The 22,242-nt window shown below is 34.1% G+C and carries 22 protein-coding genes; 13 read left to right on the top strand and 9 right to left on the bottom strand.

Annotation, left to right across the window (positions count from 1 at the left end):
* Positions 1–20: 20 nt before the first annotated feature.
* The 3 genes from DCO46_RS10685 to DCO46_RS10675 all read right to left on the bottom strand — a co-directional run bounded on the left by DCO46_RS10685 (position 21) and on the right by DCO46_RS10675 (position 2,877).
* Entirely contained in the window at positions 21–1,412 is a 1,392-nt protein-coding gene (locus DCO46_RS10685) for a hypothetical protein (RefSeq protein WP_116752540.1), read from the bottom strand.
* Positions 1,413–1,417: 5 nt separating this feature from the next.
* On the bottom strand, positions 1,418–1,987 hold the full coding sequence (locus DCO46_RS10680) for a YceI family protein (RefSeq protein WP_116752539.1): 570 nt from the start codon (positions 1,985–1,987) through the stop codon (positions 1,418–1,420).
* A gap of 284 nt (positions 1,988–2,271) precedes the next feature.
* A complete protein-coding gene (locus tag DCO46_RS10675) occupies positions 2,272–2,877 on the bottom strand; it encodes a YceI family protein (protein ID WP_116752538.1) in 606 nt (201 codons plus the stop codon).
* 434 nt (positions 2,878–3,311) lie between these two features.
* On the opposite strand from DCO46_RS10675, the gene rlmN reads away from it, so the two are divergent.
* Complete coding sequence (gene rlmN / locus DCO46_RS10670; RefSeq protein WP_116752537.1) at positions 3,312–4,355, top strand: 23S rRNA (adenine(2503)-C(2))-methyltransferase RlmN; 1,044 nt, start codon at positions 3,312–3,314, stop codon at positions 4,353–4,355.
* 85 nt (positions 4,356–4,440) lie between these two features.
* Here rlmN and DCO46_RS10665 read toward each other — a convergent pair whose 3' ends face one another.
* Positions 4,441–5,301 carry a hypothetical protein gene (locus DCO46_RS10665; protein ID WP_116752536.1) on the bottom strand — a complete coding sequence of 287 codons (861 nt, stop codon included), beginning with the start codon at positions 5,299–5,301 and terminating at the stop codon, positions 4,441–4,443.
* Positions 5,302–5,457: 156 nt separating this feature from the next.
* Between DCO46_RS10665 and DCO46_RS10660 the strand changes: the two genes are divergently transcribed.
* Positions 5,458–6,435 carry a polyprenyl synthetase family protein gene (locus DCO46_RS10660; protein ID WP_116752535.1) on the top strand — a complete coding sequence of 326 codons (978 nt, stop codon included), beginning with the start codon at positions 5,458–5,460 and terminating at the stop codon, positions 6,433–6,435.
* Here the strand turns inward: DCO46_RS10660 and DCO46_RS10655 are convergent.
* A complete protein-coding gene (locus DCO46_RS10655; RefSeq protein ID WP_116752534.1) occupies positions 6,411–7,262 on the bottom strand; it encodes a hypothetical protein in 852 nt (283 codons plus the stop codon). The genes DCO46_RS10660 and DCO46_RS10655 overlap by 25 nt on opposite strands.
* A 259-nt stretch (positions 7,263–7,521) precedes the next feature.
* Here DCO46_RS10655 and DCO46_RS10650 point away from each other — a divergent pair, with 259 nt between their 5' ends.
* The 4 genes from DCO46_RS10650 (at position 7,522) to dnaG (ending at position 12,058) form a co-directional block, all read left to right on the top strand.
* Positions 7,522–8,082, top strand: a complete 561-nt coding sequence (locus tag DCO46_RS10650; protein WP_116752533.1) for an RNA polymerase sigma factor — start codon at positions 7,522–7,524, stop codon at positions 8,080–8,082.
* Entirely contained in the window at positions 8,069–8,788 is a 720-nt protein-coding gene (locus DCO46_RS10645; protein ID WP_116752532.1) for a hypothetical protein, read from the top strand. Before DCO46_RS10650 ends, DCO46_RS10645 begins: the two co-directional genes overlap by 14 nt.
* Positions 8,789–8,831: 43 nt before the next feature.
* Positions 8,832–9,863, top strand: a complete 1,032-nt coding sequence (locus DCO46_RS10640; RefSeq protein WP_116752531.1) for a hypothetical protein — start codon at positions 8,832–8,834, stop codon at positions 9,861–9,863.
* 128 nt (positions 9,864–9,991) lie between these two features.
* Complete coding sequence (gene dnaG, locus DCO46_RS10635; RefSeq protein ID WP_116752530.1) at positions 9,992–12,058, top strand: DNA primase; 2,067 nt, start codon at positions 9,992–9,994, stop codon at positions 12,056–12,058.
* Positions 12,059–12,148: 90 nt separating this feature from the next.
* On the opposite strand, the gene DCO46_RS10630 is transcribed toward dnaG, so the two are convergent.
* Together DCO46_RS10630 and nadE are read right to left on the bottom strand one after the other, a co-directional pair.
* Complete coding sequence (locus tag DCO46_RS10630) at positions 12,149–12,778, bottom strand: response regulator transcription factor (RefSeq protein WP_116752529.1); 630 nt, start codon at positions 12,776–12,778, stop codon at positions 12,149–12,151.
* Positions 12,779–12,870: 92 nt separating this feature from the next.
* Complete coding sequence (gene nadE, locus DCO46_RS10625; RefSeq protein WP_116752528.1) at positions 12,871–13,677, bottom strand: NAD(+) synthase; 807 nt, start codon at positions 13,675–13,677, stop codon at positions 12,871–12,873.
* 101 nt (positions 13,678–13,778) lie between these two features.
* Here nadE and gldB point away from each other — a divergent pair, with 101 nt between their 5' ends.
* Positions 13,779–14,735 (top strand): gliding motility lipoprotein GldB, encoded by a 957-nt coding sequence (gene gldB, locus DCO46_RS10620; protein ID WP_116752527.1) that lies wholly within the window; start codon positions 13,779–13,781, stop codon positions 14,733–14,735.
* Positions 14,735–15,070, top strand: a complete 336-nt coding sequence (gldC, locus tag DCO46_RS10615) for a gliding motility protein GldC (protein WP_165828910.1) — start codon at positions 14,735–14,737, stop codon at positions 15,068–15,070. Before gldB ends, gldC begins: the two co-directional genes overlap by 1 nt.
* A 149-nt stretch (positions 15,071–15,219) precedes the next feature.
* Here the strand turns inward: gldC and yihA are convergent, their stop codons facing one another.
* Both yihA and DCO46_RS10605 read right to left on the bottom strand, forming a co-directional pair.
* The gene (gene yihA, locus DCO46_RS10610) at positions 15,220–15,840 is read right to left on the bottom strand and encodes a ribosome biogenesis GTP-binding protein YihA/YsxC (protein ID WP_116752526.1); all 621 of its coding nucleotides are present in this window, start codon (positions 15,838–15,840) and stop codon (positions 15,220–15,222) included.
* Positions 15,841–15,884: 44 nt separating this feature from the next.
* Positions 15,885–16,649 (bottom strand): alpha/beta fold hydrolase, encoded by a 765-nt coding sequence (locus tag DCO46_RS10605; protein WP_116752525.1) that lies wholly within the window; start codon positions 16,647–16,649, stop codon positions 15,885–15,887.
* Between the two features lie 377 nt (positions 16,650–17,026).
* On the opposite strand from DCO46_RS10605, the gene mraZ reads away from it, so the two are divergent.
* From mraZ to DCO46_RS10580, 5 genes are read left to right on the top strand one after another with little or no spacing between them, the layout of a single operon-like run.
* Positions 17,027–17,500 carry a division/cell wall cluster transcriptional repressor MraZ gene (gene mraZ, locus DCO46_RS10600; protein ID WP_116752524.1) on the top strand — a complete coding sequence of 158 codons (474 nt, stop codon included), beginning with the start codon at positions 17,027–17,029 and terminating at the stop codon, positions 17,498–17,500.
* Positions 17,475–18,383 carry a 16S rRNA (cytosine(1402)-N(4))-methyltransferase RsmH gene (rsmH, locus tag DCO46_RS10595; RefSeq protein WP_207784964.1) on the top strand — a complete coding sequence of 303 codons (909 nt, stop codon included), beginning with the start codon at positions 17,475–17,477 and terminating at the stop codon, positions 18,381–18,383. Before mraZ ends, rsmH begins: the two co-directional genes overlap by 26 nt.
* Before the next feature lie 14 nt (positions 18,384–18,397).
* The gene (locus DCO46_RS10590) at positions 18,398–18,745 is read left to right on the top strand and encodes an FtsL-like putative cell division protein (protein ID WP_116752523.1); all 348 of its coding nucleotides are present in this window, start codon (positions 18,398–18,400) and stop codon (positions 18,743–18,745) included.
* Positions 18,736–20,742 (top strand): penicillin-binding protein, encoded by a 2,007-nt coding sequence (locus tag DCO46_RS10585; RefSeq protein WP_116752522.1) that lies wholly within the window; start codon positions 18,736–18,738, stop codon positions 20,740–20,742. Before DCO46_RS10590 ends, DCO46_RS10585 begins: the two co-directional genes overlap by 10 nt.
* Positions 20,739–22,202 carry a UDP-N-acetylmuramoyl-L-alanyl-D-glutamate--2,6-diaminopimelate ligase gene (locus DCO46_RS10580; protein WP_116752521.1) on the top strand — a complete coding sequence of 488 codons (1,464 nt, stop codon included), beginning with the start codon at positions 20,739–20,741 and terminating at the stop codon, positions 22,200–22,202. Before DCO46_RS10585 ends, DCO46_RS10580 begins: the two co-directional genes overlap by 4 nt.
* Positions 22,203–22,242: the final 40 nt, after the last annotated feature.

The following is a 22,242-nucleotide window of genomic DNA, read 5'->3' as shown; positions in this document are numbered from 1 at the left end:
AAACCTGTTTAACATTTGTGTCAGAATGAAATTACTGCTTCGAACATTAGTCCTTTAAAGCTTCCGCCAAAAAGATCGTTCGGTGTTGTGCCATTAAATTGGCTGAAATTTTTATAATTCTGGTCTACGTATTCTAATTTTGCAAGAACATTTTTAGTCATAAACCATCCGGCAGCAGCCTCAAATCGGTTAATTTGGATGTTTTGAGTGTTTGCATTTGCTAGTTTTCCGTCTACTAAATTGTATTTACCACCAATATAAAATCTTTCATTTTCTCCAAATCGATATACAAGATCTCCCACATATTGATTTACTTTTCTTGTGTCGTCAGTTCCTTTGTAATCACCTCCGGAAGTAAATTCTAATGTTCCGAAGAACTCAAGGCCTTTATATTTGATAAAAGGGTTTAACATATAAGATGTTGCCCAGTTTCCGTATCCGGGATTAAATCTTCCTGTATCTTTGTTGGCTGTCGGATCAAAATTATTGGCAACAGTATTTACCATCGCTCCGGTTGCAGGATTTATAATATTGTATTCCGAGTGGCTCATTACACCATAAAAACGGCTTCCTGCTCTGTCAGAAGAATATAAATTCCCACTAGAATTTGCGGTATGATAATAAGAACCTGTTAATCTAATTCTCAAATCTTCATTGATTTGTTTGTCGAAACCTAATTTAGCAAGGATTGAAGGGCTTATTGTTGTATTGTTATCTGGTTTTGTTGCAGTAGGTGCAGCCGGTACAATTTCCTGAACGTTTTGATTTAGTTTAGAATTCGTAACTCCAATCATACTAACAAAGCCGGATCTGTTGTAATAAACTTCAGCTCCCATTTCTGTTATAAATGCATCCATGATGTTGTTTCCTACGAATGGATTCATAAAAGCATTTCCATTGTCGGATCTTCTAAAGTGTGCATCACCATAGTTGTTCTCCATTTGACCAATTTTGATCGTTGTATACTGCATGAAATCGGCAAGGAAATCTTTCTTAATGAAGTCCAGTTTGTCAATTTGCAAATAACCTCCTTTTACCCAGGTTTCATTGTGGTGTCTGGATGCTAAATACACATCTAAGTTTACGCGCACACCATCGTATAGCTGGGCACCAATGGTGAAGTTGGCATTTGGAAGATTAAAATTGTTAGTTAAATTATTCAGTCTGTAACCGGGAGCGCTAGCCAGTTTTTCCTGATCATTAAACGAATTTAAAGCCTGAAACTGCAGTGCAAATGCGGCACCCATATCTACACTTACTCCTTTGAAAGCAACAGTATCTTTTTTAACATCAAATTGGTTGATTCCTTTTTGACTTCTTGGGATTTGATTTTGAATATGTCCAAAGCTAACTTGTGCCTGAACAGCGAACGTACTTATTAATGTAATAAATAGGATATAAATGTTCTTCATGACGGTTATAAATTAAAGTTTAAATTAAATTTTATGGTTAGGTCTTTTCCTGTTTTTATGGTACCAAGCATTGCAGTTGGAGATTTCATTCCGAAGTCTGTAAAAGTGATTTTGTTAGTTCCCTGAAAGTTTACCCCATCTTTTGTTACAGCTGTTTTTACCGTTGTTTTGTAAACTTTGCTGACACCTGCAATGGTATAAGTTCCTGTTAACTCCCAGGTCGTTTCGTTTACTTTTTCGGCAGATTTCAGAACATATTTTATGTTTTTGTTTTTATCTGTTTTTAAAGTTTCATACGCGACTCTGTCCATGCTTTTTTTCTCGCTTTTTATACTTTCTGCCAGGAGCGTAACCGATAAAGCTTCAATATCTGTAAGTTTTCCATTGGCAATGTTAAGTGATGCTGTACCGGTTCCGGAAGCTGACTTCATTTCCCAGTCATGAAGTGTTGATGTACCCGCAACTGAGAAAGTTGATTTGCTGTCCAGGTTGTATGATTTTTGTGCTGTAGCAAATGTTGTGATTCCGAAAACTGCAATTGTAAAGACGATTGATTTTATTCTGTTGATTTTCATTTTATATAATGTTTTTGATTTAAAATTTAAGTTGATAACTAGGCCTGATTCTATTTTTTTAGTACTAATGTTTTTTTGATTTGTACCAAAGGTCTATCTATAAACTTGCTTAACACATGACAAAAATCATTGTTAAAATTTTATTAAATAATTATATAATAACTACAACGTTTTCATTTTCACAAAATCGATCACTTATGCAAAAACGGATATTGATTTTTGATAAATTTTTATATTTATAACTTTTAATACTGAAGATCATTTCTCAAAAAGAAGAGGGTAGATTACAAATTAGATAGCGATTTTTGAATTTTAGAATTTGAATCCGCATCACTCAGGACCAGATTGAAAATTAGAGTTAAATCTTTTCCTGCTTTAACTACTCCAAGAGCGGCTTTTGGAGGTGTCATTTCAAAATCGCCAAAAGTGATTTGGTTGGAACCTTGTAGTGTAACAGTTCCTTTAGTAACGGTTGTTTTTACCTGAGTCTGATACTCTTTACTCACACCTGCAATGGTATAGACACCATTTAGGTTCCAGGTCGTATCATTTATTCTTTCTGCAGACTTTAAAACGTACTCAATATATTTATATGTTTGGGTGTCTAAGGCCTCATATGCGACATTGTCCATGCTTGTTTTGTAACTTTTCAAGCTTTCTGCCAATAATGAAATGCTTAAACTGTTTATGCTGCCTATTTTAGAATCTTTAACTGTTAGATTAGCAATGCCGCTTCCTTCTGTCGATTTCATTACCCAATCGTGTACAGTAGAAGTTCCGGCAACTTCAAAAGTTGAGTTTGTATCTAAAGTATAGTTTTTTTGAGCATTTAATTGTAGTGTTACTGCTGTGAAAATTACAGTCAGTAAAATAGATTGAATTGTTTTCATTTGGAAAAATTTAGATTAATCATTAATTAAGGAAAGCCTAAAATTCCATTAGTGGTAATAATGAAAAGCTGCCCTTATTTCTTTAATCAAAATTATTGTGCAGGTACAGAAAACGGAATGATAAAAATCATGACCAATGTTTTATTAAATCATTATTGTAAAGATTAAGGAAGGAAGTACAACTGTTGTATGCAAACTGTAGAAAAAAATAATTTCTAAGTAAGTAGTTATTTGTGAGTTGTTTGAAATAAGCCGGGAAAAGAAATTACGATTTTAATTGTGGTTTTTTAGATTCAGGAAACAAACCTCAATAATCCTTTAAAATGAAAGAATATATTTGAAACATTGGCGATTTTCTTTCTGTTTTTCTCTTTTCGGTTAAGGAATAGATCTAAAAATCAAGAAAAAATGACAAAAGTGATTAACTTTGCGGCATGCAAATCGAGAAAAAAGACATACGAGCCTTATCTAAAGATCAATTACGAGATTTTTTTGTCGCAAATAACGACAAAGCTTTTCGTGGCAACCAAGTCTATGAATGGTTATGGAGCAAAGGAGCCCACAGTTTTGATGATATGACCAATGTGGCAAAACCTACAAGGGCTATGCTGGAAGATAATTTTGTTATCAATCATATTAAGGTTGATACGATGCAGAAAAGCAGTGACGGAACCGTAAAAAATGCCGTTCGTCTGCATGATGGTTTGGTTGTAGAATCGGTTCTTATTCCGACAGAAACCAGAACAACAGCTTGTGTTTCGAGCCAGGTGGGTTGTAGTCTGGATTGTAATTTCTGTGCGACAGCCAGATTAAAGAGAATGCGAAATCTGGAACCGGGCGAAATTTACGATCAGGTTCTGGCTATTGATAAAGAAAGCCGTTTGTATTATAATCACCCGCTTTCTAATATTGTTTTTATGGGAATGGGAGAACCTTTAATGAATTATAACAATGTCATTAAGGCAATCGATATGATTACATCTCCCGAAGGTTTAGGAATGTCTCCGAAACGTATTATGGTGTCAACATCCGGAATTCCAAAAATGATCAAAAAGATGGCCGATGATGATGTGAAGTTTAAGCTGGCAGTTTCCCTGCATTCGGCTATAGATGAAATCCGCGCCAAAATCATGCCTTTCAGTAAAAACTTTCCTTTGGCAGATTTACGCGAAGCCTTAGAATACTGGTACAGAAAGACAAAAAGCAAAATCTCATTTGAATATGTAGTATGGAAAGGAATCAATGATGACAAAGCTTCTGTTGATGCATTGGTTAAATTCTGTAAATATGTGCCTTGTAAAGTCAATCTGATTGAATATAACCCAATCGATGATGGCGAGTTCCAACAAGCATCAGAAGAATCTATTATGGCTTATATAAAAGCTTTGGAAAATGTGGGGATAGTAGTAAAAGTGCGTCGCAGCCGCGGAAAAGATATTGATGCTGCCTGCGGACAATTAGCGAATAAAGAAGGATAACCAAATACCTTTAAAAATAAAAAAAGCATTAACAATAAGACAAAATCTTATTGTTAATGCTTTTTTTGTTGGGGGCAAAAAAGGGCTATTTTTTTAAATCTATTTCTTCGGTAACACCGTCTTTGGTAACTTTTACTAATGTATTGCACTCTCCGTTTCCGAAATCAACAAGGGCAGTAGCATCGTTTTTGGTAAGGGACAAAATTCCTTTTACCGCAAATGGTTTTTTGCAGGATGCATTAAATTCAAGCGGAGTAGTGATTTCTGCCGAGAAAGTATCGCCATTCGGGAAAGTTGTTGACCCGCTTCCGGTAACAACAGAAACATTATCTTCCCAATTATACCAGGTATCGTAACCTGCAATTACTTCTTTAACCAATGAACCTTTTCTGCTGTAAATGCTTCCGTCATCAAAAGTTATGGTCATATCAATTGCTGCAGTTGTTACAGGGTGCACTTCTGCAAGTAAATCAGTTGCTTTTTTGGTTCGTACAATACTTTTACTTCCCTGAAGTTTTTTTCCGTTGTGATAAAAACCTTCAAAGGTGTAATTAATAGACTGTGTTGAAGCGGTAAAGTCATTAGAAAATGAAATAACCATTTTTCCTTTTACCGAATTTCCATTAGGCAGCGTACATCCTTCAACACCAAAATCAACGGTTCGGGTCCATGTGCTGTTTGTTAAAACGGTAGTAATGGTAGCACAATCTGGTAGAAAGTTTTTTACATTTCCGCCAGGTTTGTTTGCACTGTTTTGCTGTGCGTCAAACTGGTCTTCAGCAATTGTGGTTACATCTTCAATAGAAGCATCAATTTTAGAGTTGGTGATAATCTCGTCATTTGATATTGCCGTATTTGATCCGTTATTTCCGTTTTCATCAGAATTACAACTGCTTAAAAACAATAAACTGATACAAGTACCAATTAATAAAAATTTTGTTTTCATAATACATAATTTAAGGTTTACTTTAATAGTGAATTCAAATTAGATATTAGAGGATATGTTTTTTGGTTTGTTTTTTAAGATTAGTGCATAAATGTTGATATACTAACCTTAAATACACAACGTTTTTTTATTTAAAATAGTATATTTGAAATCGAAATGAATATTACTTCTCAAATAAAACAGCCTATCTTTAACGAGATGGAACTTTTCGAAAAAAAGTTCCACGAATCGATGACTTCAAAGGTCGCCTTGTTAAACCGTATCACTTATTATATCGTAAACCGAAAAGGAAAACAAATGCGTCCGATGTTTGTTTTTCTGACCGCAAAAATGGTTTCCGGAGGAACCGTTAACGAAAGAACTTACCGGGGAGCTTCTGTTATTGAGTTAATTCATACCGCAACATTGGTTCACGATGACGTAGTAGATGACAGTAACCGCCGTCGCGGATTTTTCTCTATAAATGCTCTTTGGAAAAACAAAATTGCTGTTCTGGTTGGAGATTATTTACTTTCAAAAGGTTTGTTGCTTTCTATTGATAACGGCGATTTTGATTTGCTTCGAATTATTTCTGTTGCTGTACGCGAAATGAGTGAAGGAGAATTGCTTCAGATAGAAAAAGCCAGAAGACTGGATATTACAGAAGACGTTTATTACGAAATCATCAGAAAAAAAACTGCTACGCTTATTGCTGCCTGTTGTGCGCTTGGCGCGAAAGCCGTAATCGAAGATGAAATTCAGGTAGAAAACATGCGAAAGTTCGGTGAATTGATCGGAATGGCATTTCAAATCAAAGACGACTTATTTGATTATAGCGAAGAAGCAATCGGAAAACCAACCGGAATTGATATCAAGGAACAAAAAATGACGTTGCCTCTAATTCATGTTCTGAATACCTGCACACCGCAGGAAAAAAAATGGCTGATAAACTCCATCAAAAACCACAACAAAGACAAAAAGCGTGTCAAAGAAGTTATTGCTTTTGTAAAAGATAATAATGGTTTGGCTTACGCCGAAAATAAAATGGTCGAATTCCAGCAGGAAGCACTTTCGTTACTTCAAAACTTCGAAGATTCTGAGTATAAAGAGGCGCTGACTTTGATGGTGAATTATGTAATTGAAAGGAAGAAATAAATATTACTTTTTTTCTTTTTAGGCAGGCAATATTCTCCATGACCATTACTTTTATAACCTTTCGGTGGTACTTCTCCAGAACTGTTAGGATAATAGTATATGTATTTTGTTTGTGATAATACCTCTTTAACTACCCTTATATTGTCATCTTCTACTAAAAATACAGCATTTCCAGTATTGCGGCTATGCCAAATATCTCTATTAAAACCTTCTAGCTCAAAATCAATATAAATCTTATTTCCTTTTACCGTCAAAGTAATTTCATCAAATCGATTTTGAACAGAAGACATATTTGAATGTATATCGCACTTATATATTTTAGTTAACGATGAGTAGTCATTACGAAACCATAATTCCAAATAACATTTATATTTAAATGAGCATTGATAATCTAAATCTAAAGCGGTTTGTATAGTACATTCTTTCCTTGATTTATCTAATTTACCATCACTTAAAGCTTCCATGGCAACGTAGGATAAAGCTGCTCGCTCTGGCTCAGATATTGTTTTGCAATAATCTTGATTTATTAGAATATCATGTGCTTTTGTTTGCCATAAAAACTTTATGGTTTTATTTCTTAAAGGAAGTGAATTAGCAAAGTCAGTTTTAAATTCTTTCTTTAAAGAATCTTTTTGAATGATATTTTTCCAATAGATTTCATTAGTAATAATTGTATCTGTTTTAAAGTTTTCAAACCAATTTATGTTTGTAATTGATTTGTAAACGACGCTACTTTTTTCTTTCGAAATTACATTCGTTGTATTTGATTCAATTTGTTTGCAACAACAAAACGAAAAAATAATAGCAATGCTTATTTTTTTTATCATTGTATAAAATATAAAATGCAAAAATATAAATAAAAACTTATAATTTAAACATATGCTATTCTTAAAATATAAAAAGTTATATAAATAGGGATTATTTTATTTCGTTGTAAATCAGTTATGTATTTGTTATTATTGGAATTTGTTTTTTTTAAATTGAATTTTTTTATACCTCATGCAACCATTTCAAATCGACAATCGTCTATGCTAATAGAAGTCTGTTTCTAAAACCAAAAACAGAAAAGAAAACCAAAGCTTATTAATGAAAATTATTCAGTTACATCAGGAAGAAGCTAAAATCATAAAGCTGGCAGTCGAAAACAATCGACAGGCACAGCAGCAGATTTATAGTCAGTTTTCCTCAAAAATGCTGAGTGTATGTCGTCAATATATAAAAGACATTCAGCTGGCAGAAGATGTAATGATAACCGCTTTTATGAAAGTGTTTACGAATCTAAAAAACTTTGAGCACAAAGGAAGTTTTGAAGGCTGGATTCGCCGGATTATGGTAAACGAATGCATATCCTATTTAAGAGTTCAGAAAAAAGTAAAGTTTGCCGAAGATGAATTTTTTGTTGAAGAAAGTTTTAATGCTATCGACAGCCAGTTTACGGTAGATCGGATTCAGTTTTTAATTGATGCTTTGCCGGATGGCTATAAAATGGTTTTTAATTTATATGCCATCGAAGGATACAAACACAATGAAATAGCGAAGATGTTAGGAATAAATGAAGGAACATCGAAATCGCAGTTATCGCACGCCAGAAAGATGCTGCAAACACAAATTAATACATTAAAAAAACAAGATAATGGAACCGAATAATTTTGAAAAGGATTTCCGTGAAAAACTGAATCAACGCAAAATTGAACCAAGCAATAAAGCCTGGGACAGACTAGATGCGATGCTGACTGTTGCCGAAGAAAAGAAACCGAAAAGAAAAAACAAATGGTTGTATATAGCCGCCAGTATTGTGGGTTTTCTGTTAGTTGGAACTTTCTTTTTCAATCAGAAGAAAACTATCGAAACACCAAAAATTGAAGTTGTTACAAAAGGCAATATCCACAAAGATTCAGTTGTAAATCCGGGCTTGAATCCTATAAATCCTGTAAAAGAAGAAATTGTAATTTCAGAGAAAGGATCAAATTTAAATTCAGGAAATTCAAAGAGTAAAACAAATATTTCAAAACAAAAACCAAATCAAATTACTGTAAATGAATCAAATCAAATAGCGGAGTCTTCAGTCATCAGTCAAAAAAATCAACAAACGCAATCAGGCAACAATCAAATTTCTGTTTCAGAAATGCCTAAAAATGAAACCACAGATCAGTTGCTAAACGCTGCAGGAAAATCAGTTGTCGCAGAAAATTCGGCTAAGCCAAAAGCCAAAATAAAAATCAATGCCAACGATTTATTAAATCAGGTCGACGGCGAATTAGAACTTTCATTTAGGGAAAAAGTAATTACAAAAGTCAATAAAAATTACCAAACCGTAAAAGTAGCTCTGGCAAACAGAAATCAAAAAGAATAATTATAATCATCAATCAATCAACAATCAATTTAAAAAATCAATCATGAAAAATTTTACCATTTATGCCATTCTTTTTTTGTTACTCCTCGTTAGTAAAGTGATGGGACAGGAAACTTTTGAATCTAAAGCAGCAGCAATTGCCAGAAAAATTGAGAAGATTACAAAAGAAGAAAAAGCAGCTCTGAAAGAAGAAGTCGAAGCTGTAAACGTTCAGTTGTCTGAAGGCAAAATATCACAGGAACAAGCGGATAAACGCAAAAAGGAATTAGCAGAAGCAAGAGCTGTAATCATCGAAGAAAAAGTAACTTTAGTACAAAACGAACTTAATGATCTGGTACAGCAAAAAGTAGACGGAAAGATTAAGGAACAGGATTCGTCGCGTATATATGTAATACGATGGAATCCAAAAAACAAGGATAAAGATGTTGCTCACGGAGAAAAAAGAACCACTTCGCAGTTTGTCTTTGCATTGGGTTTAAATAATACAATGGCTGATGGAAAACTTCAGGATTCGAATTACAGTTTTATAGGGTCGCATTTTTATGAATGGGGTTTTACCTATAATTCCAGATTAATGAAAAATGACAACTTATTGCATGCCAAATATGGTCTTTCGTTAATGTACAATAATATACGCCCGACAGATAACCGTAGTTTTGTTGTAAACGGGGATCAGACGAATCTGGAAGTAAATCCGGTAAACTTAGACGAATCACGTTTTAGAAATGTTTATATCGTTTTGCCGCTGCATCTGGAATTTGATTTTACAAAACCATTCGAAAATGACGGACAAAAATATTTCAGAACCCATAAAAGTTTCCGCTTCGGAATTGGGGGTTATGCCGGAATCAATGTAAAATCAAAACAAATCCTAAAATTTGAAGATGAGGATCTTAAATATAAAACGACCATAAAAGGAGATTATAATGTAAATAACTTTATCTATGGCTTAAGTTCTTACATAGGTTACAGAGATATAAGTTTGTACTTAAAATACGATTTGAATCCAATATTTCAGGATAATTTAATAGAGGAGAATAATATTTCATTAGGAATACGTTTTGATCTTAATTAAATATTGAGTTTGAGTTTAGTTAATAAAAGTGCTTCGAAAGGAGCGCTTTTTTTCTTTGAAATAATCAAAAATTCAGGATTGATTTGTGTATTTTTGCAGGCTCTCATCTTTAAAATACATTTTACATTTTGATATCACAAAACACCATAGACAATGTTTTTGAAACTGCCCGTGTAGAGGAGGTGATTGGTGATTTTGTTAATTTAAAACGAGCCGGAAGTAACTTCAAAGGATTAAGTCCGTTCTCAGATGAGCGTTCTCCTTCGTTTATGGTGTCGCCCGCAAAAGGAATCTGGAAAGATTTTAGTACAGGAAAAGGAGGGAATTCTGTTAAATTCCTGATGGAACATTCGCAGTTTACTTATCCGGAAGCCATTCGTTATCTGGCTAAAAAATACAATATCGAAATTGAAGAAACGGAGCAATCTGAAGCAGAAAAAGCAAATACAGATATTCGTGAAAGTATGTATCTGGTTTCTGAATTTGCAGCCAAATATTTTCAGGATGTCCTGCTAAATAGTGAAGAAGGAAAAGCAATTGGATATTCTTATTTTAAAGAAAGAGGATTTACAAACGAAACCATCAAAAAATTCGGTTTGGGATATTCTCCGGAAACGTGGGATGCTTTGACAAAAGAAGCTCTTGGAAAAGGGTATAAATTGGAGTTCCTGGAAAGTACAGGTTTAACAATTGCCAGAGAAGACCGTCCATTTGATCGTTTTAAGGGGCGTGTAATGTTTCCGATTCAAAGTATGTCGGGACGTGTCTTAGGTTTTGGAGGACGTATTTTAACCAATGATAAAAAAGCGGCCAAATACCTGAATTCACCGGAAAGCGAAATTTACCATAAGAGTAAAGTGCTTTACGGAATTTACCACGCCAAGCAATCAATAGCCAAACAAAATAATTGTTATTTGGTTGAAGGCTATACAGACGTAATTCAGTTTCACCAGGCCGGAATTGAAAATGTTGTGGCTTCTTCAGGTACGGCTTTAACACCAGATCAGATTCGTTTAGTAAATCGTCTGACGAGAAATATAACCGTTCTTTTTGATGGAGATGCTGCTGGTCTGCGTGCCTCAATCCGTGGAATCGATTTGATTCTGGAAGAAGGGATGAATGTCAGAGTCTGTTCTTTTCCTGATGGAGAAGATCCGGATAGTTTTGCCCGCAAAAATTCACACGATGCATTAGTTGCTTATTTAGAAGAAAACAGCAAAGACTTTATACAGTTTAAAGCTTCTATCCTGATGGGTGAAGCTAAAAACGACCCAATCAAAAAAGCCGATCTGATTCGTGATATGGTGACCAGTATTTCTAAAATACCGGACCGCATTCAGCGCGAAGTCTATATTCAGGAATGTGCCAGGATTATGGATATTTCTGAGCAGGTTTTGGTAAGTACGCTGGCGCAGCTGATTCAGAAAGATATTGCAGAAGCTAACAAAAAACAAAAACAGGAGCAAAAACCTTTTGAAGTTGTCAGAAACCAAAACCCAAAAAATACGGGGTATTCAGGAGGAGATCCCGAAGATCCAAGAGTAGGTCCGCCGGACGATTATCCCGGAGAGCCTGGATATTATTCGGAAGCAACTACAGAAAAAGTAGATATTTTATATGGTTTTGAACGAAAGATTATTGAAATCCTGCTCCTTTATGGTAGTGTAACCGAAAATTTTGAAGATGTTTTTTTTAAGGCCGATGAAGAAGGAAATTTAAAAGAAGTCTCTGAAAAAAGACAATATAAAGTTTATGAAAAAGTTTACTTAAGTCTTCAGGAAGACGAAGTAGAACTTTCTAATGGACTGTTTCAAAGTATTTACAATAATGTAATTGATTTTTATAATCAGAATGAAACTTTCAGTCTGGATAAATACCTGATGCATTTGCAGCCTGAATTTGCTCAGGAAGTTACTAATATTTTAATGGAAGATGAAAAAGTAGTCATTCATAACTGGGAAGGACAAAATATTTTTCCGAAGCATAAAAATGTTACTATTGAACAAAACGTTTCAGATACTATTTTTTCTATGCGTTGGTTTTTGGTATCAAAATTAATCTCAGATTTAAAGAATTCCCTGCTTACAGATCCACAGGAAGACAATACAGAAGTCTTGTCTATGGTAGTTGATTATTCTAAACTATTAAATAATTTTTCCAAAAAGCTGGGAAGAGTAGTAGTTCCTTATCATTAAAAAAGAAAAAAGCTCTATAAATCTGAATAGAATTATAGAGCTTTTACTTGTTTTTTCGATGACTTTAGAAAAGAGCCAATCGATTAGGCATTAAATAATTTCTAAAGTCTTAGCTTTATTTACTAAGTCAACAAGATTAGTAACATTTAATTTTGTCAATAATCTTAGTTTGTAAGTACTGATCGTTTTCTCGTTCAGGTTTAAGATTTTAGAGATTTCATTGTTTTTCTTACCATCACTTAAATAACGCAAAACTTCAATTTCACGATTTGAAAGTTTTCGGTAAAGACGTTCGCTTTTGCTTTGCTTCGCAATAAGAGCCATGTTTTTACGAACAGTTTCATTGATAATAATTTTTCCTTCGTGTACTTTAATAATAGAATGACCTAATGTTTCAAGTTTTTCTGTTTTGTGTACATACCCGGAAACTCCTGCCTTAATTGCATTTGGAGCATACATTTGCTCTGCAAGATCACTGAAAATAACAATTTTTGTTTTTGGGAAGTTCTTCAGGATAGATTTCACCTCAAAGATGCTCGAAAGACCTTCTAACTCTAAGTCGAGAATTAGGATGTCGATCTCCTTCGTTTGAAGAATATCTCTTACCATTGAAAAATTGCCTACGTTGGCAACAATTGAAATTTGATCGTGGTCTTTGAAATAAGACTTTACACCAAAGTGCGTAACAGGATGATTGTCTGCTAGACATACTTTAATCATAATTTTACCTTTTTAGAATTGTTCATGTTTTTTGGAACGGTAAAATTAATAAATAAATTCTGTAATTAATAGCTGACAAATGTTAAAAGATTTTATTTTAACAATTTTGGTATCAAACAAACCGGAATTGCATCCATTTTATGCTTGTTGTTGGTGTTTAGTCTTTTATAAATTTCAAAGACAGATTTTTCTCTCCCAATGAAGTCAGCTGGCGTCTTTCCTGATTCGGCGGCAAGCATCGCCCATTCAAGTTCGTCATAACTTGCTCCTAATTGGTCTTCATCGGTGCGGTTGTCACCAAAAAGTCCATCTGTGGGTGCTGCAGTCAAAATTGACTGCGGAATTGTTAAAAATTCACCTAAAGCATACACATCTGACTTCATTAAGTCGGCAATCGGACTTAAATCGACTCCGCCGTCACCATATTTTGTATAAAAACCGACACCAAAATCTTCTACCTTGTTACCGGTTCCGGCAACCAAAAGTCCGTGAATTCCTGCTAAATAATAAAGAGAGGTCATTCTGATACGTGCACGCGTATTTGCAAGTGATAAATTTACTTTAGCCTCATCATCGGTTTTTGGAACAGCATTTTTAAAAGCTTCAAAAGTTGCAGTCAAATCCGTTTCTACACTTGAAACATTTGGAAAACGTTTTTGTAGCTGATCAATATGTTCCCTTCCTCTCAAAACCTGATTCGGCGCCTGATGAATCGGCATTTCTACACATAAAACTTTTAGACCAGTCTGAGCACACAATGTAGAAGTAACAGCAGAATCTACTCCGCCGGAAATTCCGATTACAAATCCGTTTACTTTTGCATTGTTAGCGTAATTTTTTAACCACTCTACAATGTGGGCGTTTACTTTTTCTGTCTGAATTGTGCTTTTTTTAGTCATAATAGGTCGAGTTTTAAGATACAGGATATGTATATTTGCAGAATTATTTTTAAGTATCAGCGATGCTTAAATTCCAGCAACACAAATCTAATTAAAATAAAATGAAATTATATCGCTTTGTAATCCTTCTGTGTTTGTTTTTTTTGTCCTGTGATCAGAAAAGTAAAGTAGAAAAAGAAGTTGAAGAAATTCCTGTTGATATCAAAGTTGAGCGCTTTGATAAAGTATTTTTCGAAACCAAACCGGAAGATTTAGCCAAGATAAAAAAACAATATCCGTTCTTTTTTCCTGCCGGTAATGAAGACAGTGTCTGGCTGAATAAAATGCAGGATCCGCTCTGGAGGGAAGTTTATACGGAGGTTGAAAAAAAATATTCAAATTTTGAACCAGTCAGAGAAGAGTTTAATAGTTTGTTTCAACACATAAAATATTATTTTCCGGAAGTTAAAACACCTAAAGTAATTACCATAATTTCTGAAATGGACTATACTTCGAAAGCTATTTATGCAGATAGTCTGGTTATAGTTTCATTAGAATTGTATTTAGGAAAAGAACACAAGTTTTACCAGTTCCCAAGTTATTTAAAACAAAATTTTGAAGAAAGGCAAATCATGCCGGATGTAGTTTCGAGTTTTGCTTTCAGAAAAATTCCTGCTTCACCAGACAGAAGTTTGCTTTCGCAGATGATTTTTGAAGGAAAACAATTGTACGCAAAAGATTTGCTTTTGCCTGAATACACAGATGCTGAAAAAATGGGTTACACGCCGGAACAAATAAAATGGTGTGAGGAAAACGAAAGCTATATGTGGCGTTATTTTATAGAAAATGAAGTTCTGTACAGTGATGATCCAAAATTGAATACACGTTTTATTGCGCCTGCCCCATTCTCAAAATTCTTTCTTGAAATCGATAATGATTCACCGGGAAGAGTCGGAGCGTGGATTGGCTGGCAAATGGTTCGTTCTTATATGAAAAACAATAAAGCTACATTGCCGGAATTATTAAAAACAAATGCAAAAGAAATTTTCGAGAAGTCAAAATATAAACCTAAGAAATAATGTCAAATACAATAAACTCAGAAATTAAATTCAATATAGAATTAGACGAAAACCGTGTCCCTGAAAAATTAACATGGAGCGCTCAGGATGGCGGAGTACAGAAAGAAGATGCAAAAGCAATTATGTTGTCTATTTGGGATAGTAAAGCCAAAGAAACAATGCGAATTGATCTGTGGACAAAAGATATGCCTGTTGATGAAATGAAAATTTTCTTTCACCAGACGTTAGTGGCTATGTCAGATACTTTTAAACGTGCTACCGACGACGAAAAAATGGCAGACACAATGAAAGACTTTTGTGATTATTTTGCAGAAAAGCTGGATTTGACAAAGTAATTAAATTCCAAATTCCAAAAATTAGGATTGAATTAAAAAAAATAAAAATCCCAAATTCCAATTGTAAGATTGAAATTTGGGATTTTTTTTATGAAACTGTCCTCCTGAGCGAAGTCGAAGGATGAATTTGGAATTTTAAAATTTGGAATTTAAAATTGATTATTGTTTTTAAAAACTTCCTGGTTTACATCATCAATATAAGAAAGCAGTTCTTCTTTTCCTATTGATTCTGTTGATGAGGTTACGAAATAATGAGGCATTTCTGCCCAGTTGTTGGCATACATTTGTTTTTTGTAAGCGGCAATATGAGAATCAATTTTTACTTTACTGATTTTATCTGCTTTGGTAAAAATAATACAAAACGGAATTTCGCTTTCTCCCATATACGACATAAATTCAATGTCGATCTTTTGAGCTTCGTGGCGAATGTCAATTAAAACAAAAGCACATACAAGCTGTTCTCTGTTTTCAAAATAATCTGTAATAAATTGCTGAAAAACAGATTTTGTTTTTTTGGATACTTTAGCATAACCATAACCGGGTAAATCGACTAAGAACCAATTACTGTTGATTTTAAAGTGATTTATCAGTTGTGTTTTTCCTGGTCTCCCGGATGTTTTTGCTAAATTTTTATGATTGGTAATCATATTGATCAAAGATGATTTACCAACGTTTGATCGGCCTATAAATGCATATTCCGGCAAAAACTCAGCTGGGCATTTTGATGCATCAGAATTACTGATAATAAATTCGGCGGTATTAATTTTCATATTCTTTTATTTTTAAAACCTCCTTAAAAATCGAAAGTTAGATGCTATAATTTCTGCTCAGTGAGCCATTTCTCAAGAATTTCATTGAATTCATCAGGATGTTCCATCATAGCTGCGTGTCCACATTTGTCAATCCAGTATAAAGTAGAATTTGGTAATAATTTATCAAATTCTTCTGCTACATTGGGTGGTGTTACAGAGTCATTTTTGCCCCAGATAATACAGGTTTCAACTGTCATTTTTGGCAAATCTTTTGCCATATTGTGGCGAATTGCGCTCTTGGCAATTGTCAGGGTTTTAATTAATTTGATTCGGTCATTTGCTGTTGCATATACTTCATCAATAAGTTCCGGAGTGGCAATTTTTGGGTCATAAAATACATCTTCAGCTTTCTTTTTAATGTATTCATAATCACCTCGTCGCGGGTAGCTGTCTCCCATAGCACTTTCGTAAAGTCCGGAACTTCCGGTAATTACAAGTCCTGCTACTTTTTCAGGATATAGTTTTGTGTGATAAAGTGCGATATGTCCGCCAAGCGAATTTCCTAGTAAAATAACTTTGTCAAAACCTTTAAAATTGATAAAGTCCTTAACGTATTTAGCAAAGCTTTTTACATTCGTTTTTAAAATACTTTGCGTATAGATTGGCAGATCCGGGATTACAACTTTGTACCCCTTGTTCGGGAAATATTGCGCTACACCATCAAAGTTACTAAGGCCTCCCATTAATCCATGTAAAATAACAATAGGGGTTCCTTCACCAGCTTCATAGTAGCTGTATTTGCCTTCTTTTTTGTAGTTTTTGTCCATCTAGTTTAATGCCAATTTCAATTTGGACAAATATAGGGTTAAAAAAATAAAAATGAATTTTTGCCAGCTTTTTTTAACTAGATAATTTTTGTCGAACTACTAAGTCTTTATGAATCAGCTAATAGAGGGTGTTTTGAGGTAATTCTCATATGTTAAAAAAAATGAATAATAATTAGTTTTTTAAGAGAATGACTATCAAATTTTTGCAATTTCTGAACAATATCGCATTTCGAATAATTTATATCTAAAGTATTGATTGTCTTTTAATTAATGGATTAGGTCTAAAAGTGGTTAAACTTATTAACAAAGTGGTATAAAGTGGTAAAATGTGGTATTTTTTTTTATATTTTTGCTGTATAACTATAGTAAAGTATTTCTTGAACACAATTGTAGGAACATATGAGTGTAAAGTCGATGCTAAAGGAAGGCTAATGATGCCTGCACCTTTAAAAAAGCAATTGGCTTCTTCTCTTCAGGACGGATTCGTTTTGAAGCGCTCTGTTTTTCAACCTTGTTTAGAGTTATATCCGATGGATGAGTGGAATTTGATGATGCAAAAAATCAACAAACTGAATCGTTTTGTAAAAAAGAACAATGATTTCATCAGAAGATTTACTGCAGGAGTTAAAATGGTAGAAATTGATGCATTGGGAAGATTACTGGTTCCGAAAGATTTGGTGGCTTTTTCAAATATTTCTAAAGATGTTGTTTTTTCATCTGCGGTTAATATAGTAGAGATTTGGGATAAGGATTTATACGAAAAATCAATAAGCGGCGAAGATATGGATTTTGCAGATCTGGCCGAAGAAGTAATGGGAAATATTAATGACGACGACAATGGAATATCATAATCCGGTTTTGCTTCATCCGACAGTTGATGGTTTAAATATTAAGCCCGATGGCGTGTATGTTGATGTTACGTTTGGCGGCGGAGGTCATTCAAAAGAAATTCTGAAAAGATTAGGGCCAAACGGAAAATTGTTTGCTTTTGATCAGGATGAAGATGCGCTGGCAAATACATTACCAGATGAAAGGTTTACTTTAATTAATGAGAACTTTAGGTTTATAAAAAGATTTTTACGTTTTCATGGCGTAAAATCCGTAGATGGAATTTTGGCAGATTTAGGAGTTTCTTCGCATCAGTTTGATGTTCCGGAACGAGGTTTCTCAACAAGATTTGATGCCGGGCTCGATATGCGAATGAGTCAGAAAAATGACTTAAATGCTTACCGTGTAGTCAATGAATATGAAGAACAGGATTTGCGTCGTGTTTTTTCTGATTATGGGGAATTGAAAAATGCACCGGTTTTAGCCAGAACAATTGTAGAGGCAAGACAGGGCTACCCAATCAAAACGACAGATGAATTAAAAGAAGTTTTGGCGAAATATCTGCCAGAAAGAGTTCGAAATAAAATATTAGCGCAGATTTATCAGGCGATTCGTATTGAGGTAAATCAGGAAATGGATGTTTTGAAAGAGTTTATTGAGCAATCATTAGAACTTCTAAACCCTGGCGGAAGATTTTCGGTAATCTCTTATCATTCTTTAGAAGACAGACTGGTAAAAAGATTCATCAAAAACGGAATGTTTGAAGGAGAACCTGAAAGGGATTTTTACGGTAATTTTTCAGTACCGTTTAAAACAATCGGAAAATTAATCGTTCCTGATGATGCCGAAATCAAAATCAATAACAGAGCAAGAAGTGCAAAATTAAGAATTGCTGAAAAGATATAATATTAAGGTAGAAAATGAAAAGTGGAGTATTTGGCATATTAAAAGCAAGATTTCTTATCAATGATGACGCTGTAAAAAACTGGCGATTCATTGTTTTTATCATATTGCTTGCCATAATAATGATTGCCAACACACAGCGATACGAACAAAAGGTTTTTGAAATTGCAAAACTGAACAATGAAGTAAAAGAATTGCGATCAGAATTTGTAGACCGTCGTTCAGAGTTAATGAAGTTAAAAATGGAGTCAACGATATCGGATAAAATGCTTGAAAAACAGATTTTTCCATCGACAGTTCCTCCTGTAAAAATAGAAGTAAAAAAAGAAGAAGAAAAAAGTTTCTTTAAAAGAATATGGCAGTAGACGATAAACATATATCCTACAGAATTTACCTCGTAGCAGTTTTCATCTTTTTGATGGCAATTGCTATTGTTGTTAAGTTGACCAATATTCAGTGGGTTGAAGGAGATTATTATAGAAAACTGGCAAAACAGCGTACAGTTAGAAATTTTGTAATTCCGGCAAACAAAGGAAACATTTATTCGGCTGACGGAAGTTTACTGGCAACATCAATTCCTAATTACGAAATTAGATTTGATGCAAAAGCGCCAAAAACAGAAACTTTTGAGAAGTATGTAAAACAGTTGTCAGATTCTTTGGAAACTGTTTTAGACAGGCCATCCGGTTATTACGAAAAAGAATTAAGAAAAGCACGAACAAATAAAAACCGTTATTATTTGATTGCCCGCAATTTAAGCTATACCGAATATGTGAAAATTAAAGGATTTCCATTATTCAATTTAGGGGCTTTTAAAGGCGGAATTATTGTAGAACAGGAAACAATAAGAAAACACCCAATAGGGCAAATTGCCGAAAGAACTATTGGTTACGACCGAATTGATCCTGCAACCGGAATTGAAGTTGGAAAAGGAATCGAATGGGCTTTTAAAAATTACCTGAACGGAAAAGATGGAAAAATCTTAAAGCAAAAAATTGCAAAAGGTCAATGGAAACCAATTCGTGACGTAAATGAAGTAGACCCTATTGATGGTTATGATGTGATTTCGACGATAGATGTATTTATTCAGGATATTGCACACCACGCTTTATTGAAACAACTTCAGGATTACGAAGCAGATCACGGTTGTGTTGTTGTTATGGAAACAGAAACAGGGCATGTAAAAGCGATTTCTAATCTGGGAAGAGGTGAAGACGGATCATATACTGAAACTACAAATTATGCCGTAGCAGAGTCTCACGAACCAGGATCAACTTTTAAATTGGTTGATTTAATGGCAATTTTAGAAGATAAAGTAGCTGATACAAGTACGGTTTATGACAGTCATAATGGTGTTGTAAAATATTATGGAAGATCTGTACGCGATTCACATAATGGGGGTTACGGAAAAGTTTCATTGGCTCGCGGATTTGAACTTTCGTCAAACACAGTAATGGTCCAGGCGGTTTATAATAATTATAAAAGCAATCCGTCAAAATTTGTAGATCATATTAGAAGTTTTGGTTTGGATAAACCTTTAGGGCTGCATTTTAAAGGAGAAGGCAGACCAATTATTCCGCATCCGGGAGGTAAAACCTGGTCAGGAATTTCGCTTCCATGGATGGCTTTTGGATATTCAGTTTCAGTTACACCAATGCAAACACTGGCATTTTATAATTCGGTTGCGAATAATGGTGTAATGGTAAGACCGCAATTTGTTTCAGAAATTAAAGAATGGAATAAAACAATCAAAAAGTTCGATACAGAAGTGATTAATCCAAAGGTTTGTTCGCCTGAGACCCTTAAAAAAGTAAGGGCAGTTTTGCAAAATGTGGTAAAAAAAGGAACTGCGTCTAAGTTGTATTCGAAAGATTTTCCGATGGCAGGAAAAACAGGAACGGCTATGGTAAATTATGGTAAAGCAGGAAGAGAAGGAATGTATTATGCCTCTTCTTTCGTAGGATACTTTCCTGCCGATCACCCAAAATATTCCTGTATTGTAGTGGTTCATAAACCAAATACAGCTAATAATAATTATTATGGAGCAGATGTTGCCGGGCCGGTTTTTAAAAGAATTGCTCAAAAAATATTTACAGATGCACCTTCAACAAATAAAATAAAACAGCTGGATTCTAAAATTCCAAAACAAGAAATCAGTTACAATGAATATTACGCCAAAGCAGAAAGAAAAGTAAAACAAATTCCCGATTTAAAAGGAATGCCCGGAATGGATGCTATCGCTTTGCTGGAGAATTTAGGCTTGAAAGTAAAAGTAAACGGAGTAGGGAAAGTGAAAAAACAATCTTTACAAGCCGGGGAAAACATTAATAAAAACGCAACAATAGTATTAGAATTATCGTGAAAATACTGAAAGACATATTATACAAAGTAGCTATTGAATCCGTAACAGGTTCAACAGATATTGCTATTCATAAAATTGAATTTGATTCAAGAAAAATTGAGCAGGATGATGTTTTTGTAGCCATTCGCGGATCGCTTTCTAATGGTCACGATTTTATTGAAAAAGCAATTCAGTTAGGGGCAATTGCAATTATTTGCGATGAATTGCCAACAAATATTGAAAAAGGAATTACATACATAAAAGTTAATGATACCAATTCGGCATTGGCTTTCATGGCGGCTAATTTCTTCGGAAACCCTTCTGAAAAATTAAAATTGGTCGGTGTAACGGGTACGAATGGTAAAACAACAATTGCTTCTTTATTATTTCAATTGTTCGAAAATGCAGGTTTTAAAGTTGGTTTATTATCAACCGTAAAAATCATGGTAGATAAGACAGAATATAAAGCAACACATACAACTCCGGATTCTATTACAATTAATCATTACTTAAATGAAATGGTTGAAGCTGGTGTAACGCATTGCTTTATGGAAGTAAGCTCGCACGGAATTCATCAGAAACGTACAGAAGCTTTGCATTTTGTGGGAGGAATTTTTACGAATCTTTCTCATGATCATTTAGATTATCACCCAACTTTTGCAGAATACAGAGATGTAAAAAAATCGTTCTTTGATTCGTTGCCAAAAACAGCTTTCGCTTTATCTAACATTGATGATAAAAACGGAACTGTGATGCTGCAAAATACAGTTGCCAGAAAGTTTACTTATGCCTTAAAATCGTATGCTGATTTTAAAGCACAGATTTTGGAAAGCCAGTTATCCGGTTTATTATTAAAAGTAAATGATAATGAAGTTTGGGTAAAACTGATTGGAACTTTTAACGCATACAATGTTTTGGCTATTTACGGAACAGCTGTGCAGTTAGGAATGGATAGTCTTGAAGCATTGCGATTACTGTCTGATTTACAAAGTGTTTCGGGTCGTTTTCAATATATAGTTTCAGAAGGAAATATTACGGCTATTGTAGATTATGCACACACACCCGATGCATTAGACAATGTTATAAAAACGATTAATGATATCCGTACAAAAAACGAACAACTGATAACAGTTGTAGGCTGTGGTGGAAACAGAGATAAAACAAAAAGACCAATTATGGCAAAAATTGCTACAGATCTTAGTGATAAAGCAATTCTGACATCAGATAACCCTAGAAATGAAGATCCTGAAGTGATTTTGGACGAAATGGAAAAAGGTGTGGAAGGTCATAATTATAAAAAGGTATTAAGAATTACAGACAGAAAACAAGCCATTAAAACCGCTTGTCAGTTGGCCCAGCCAAAAGACATTATTCTGATTGCCGGAAAAGGACATGAAACCTATCAGGAAATAAATGGTGTTCGCCATCATTTTGATGATATGGAAACGGTAAAAGAAATTTTAGATCAACTAAATAAATAACAAAATAGAAATTTCAAATTCCAATTTAAGGTTGGGATTT

The organism is Flavobacterium sp. HTF (assembly GCF_003105115.1).
GTDB lineage: Bacteria > Bacteroidota > Bacteroidia > Flavobacteriales > Flavobacteriaceae > Flavobacterium.
The sequence above is the reverse complement of the archived record's forward strand: the minus strand, read 5'-3'. Positions and strand labels throughout refer to the sequence as shown.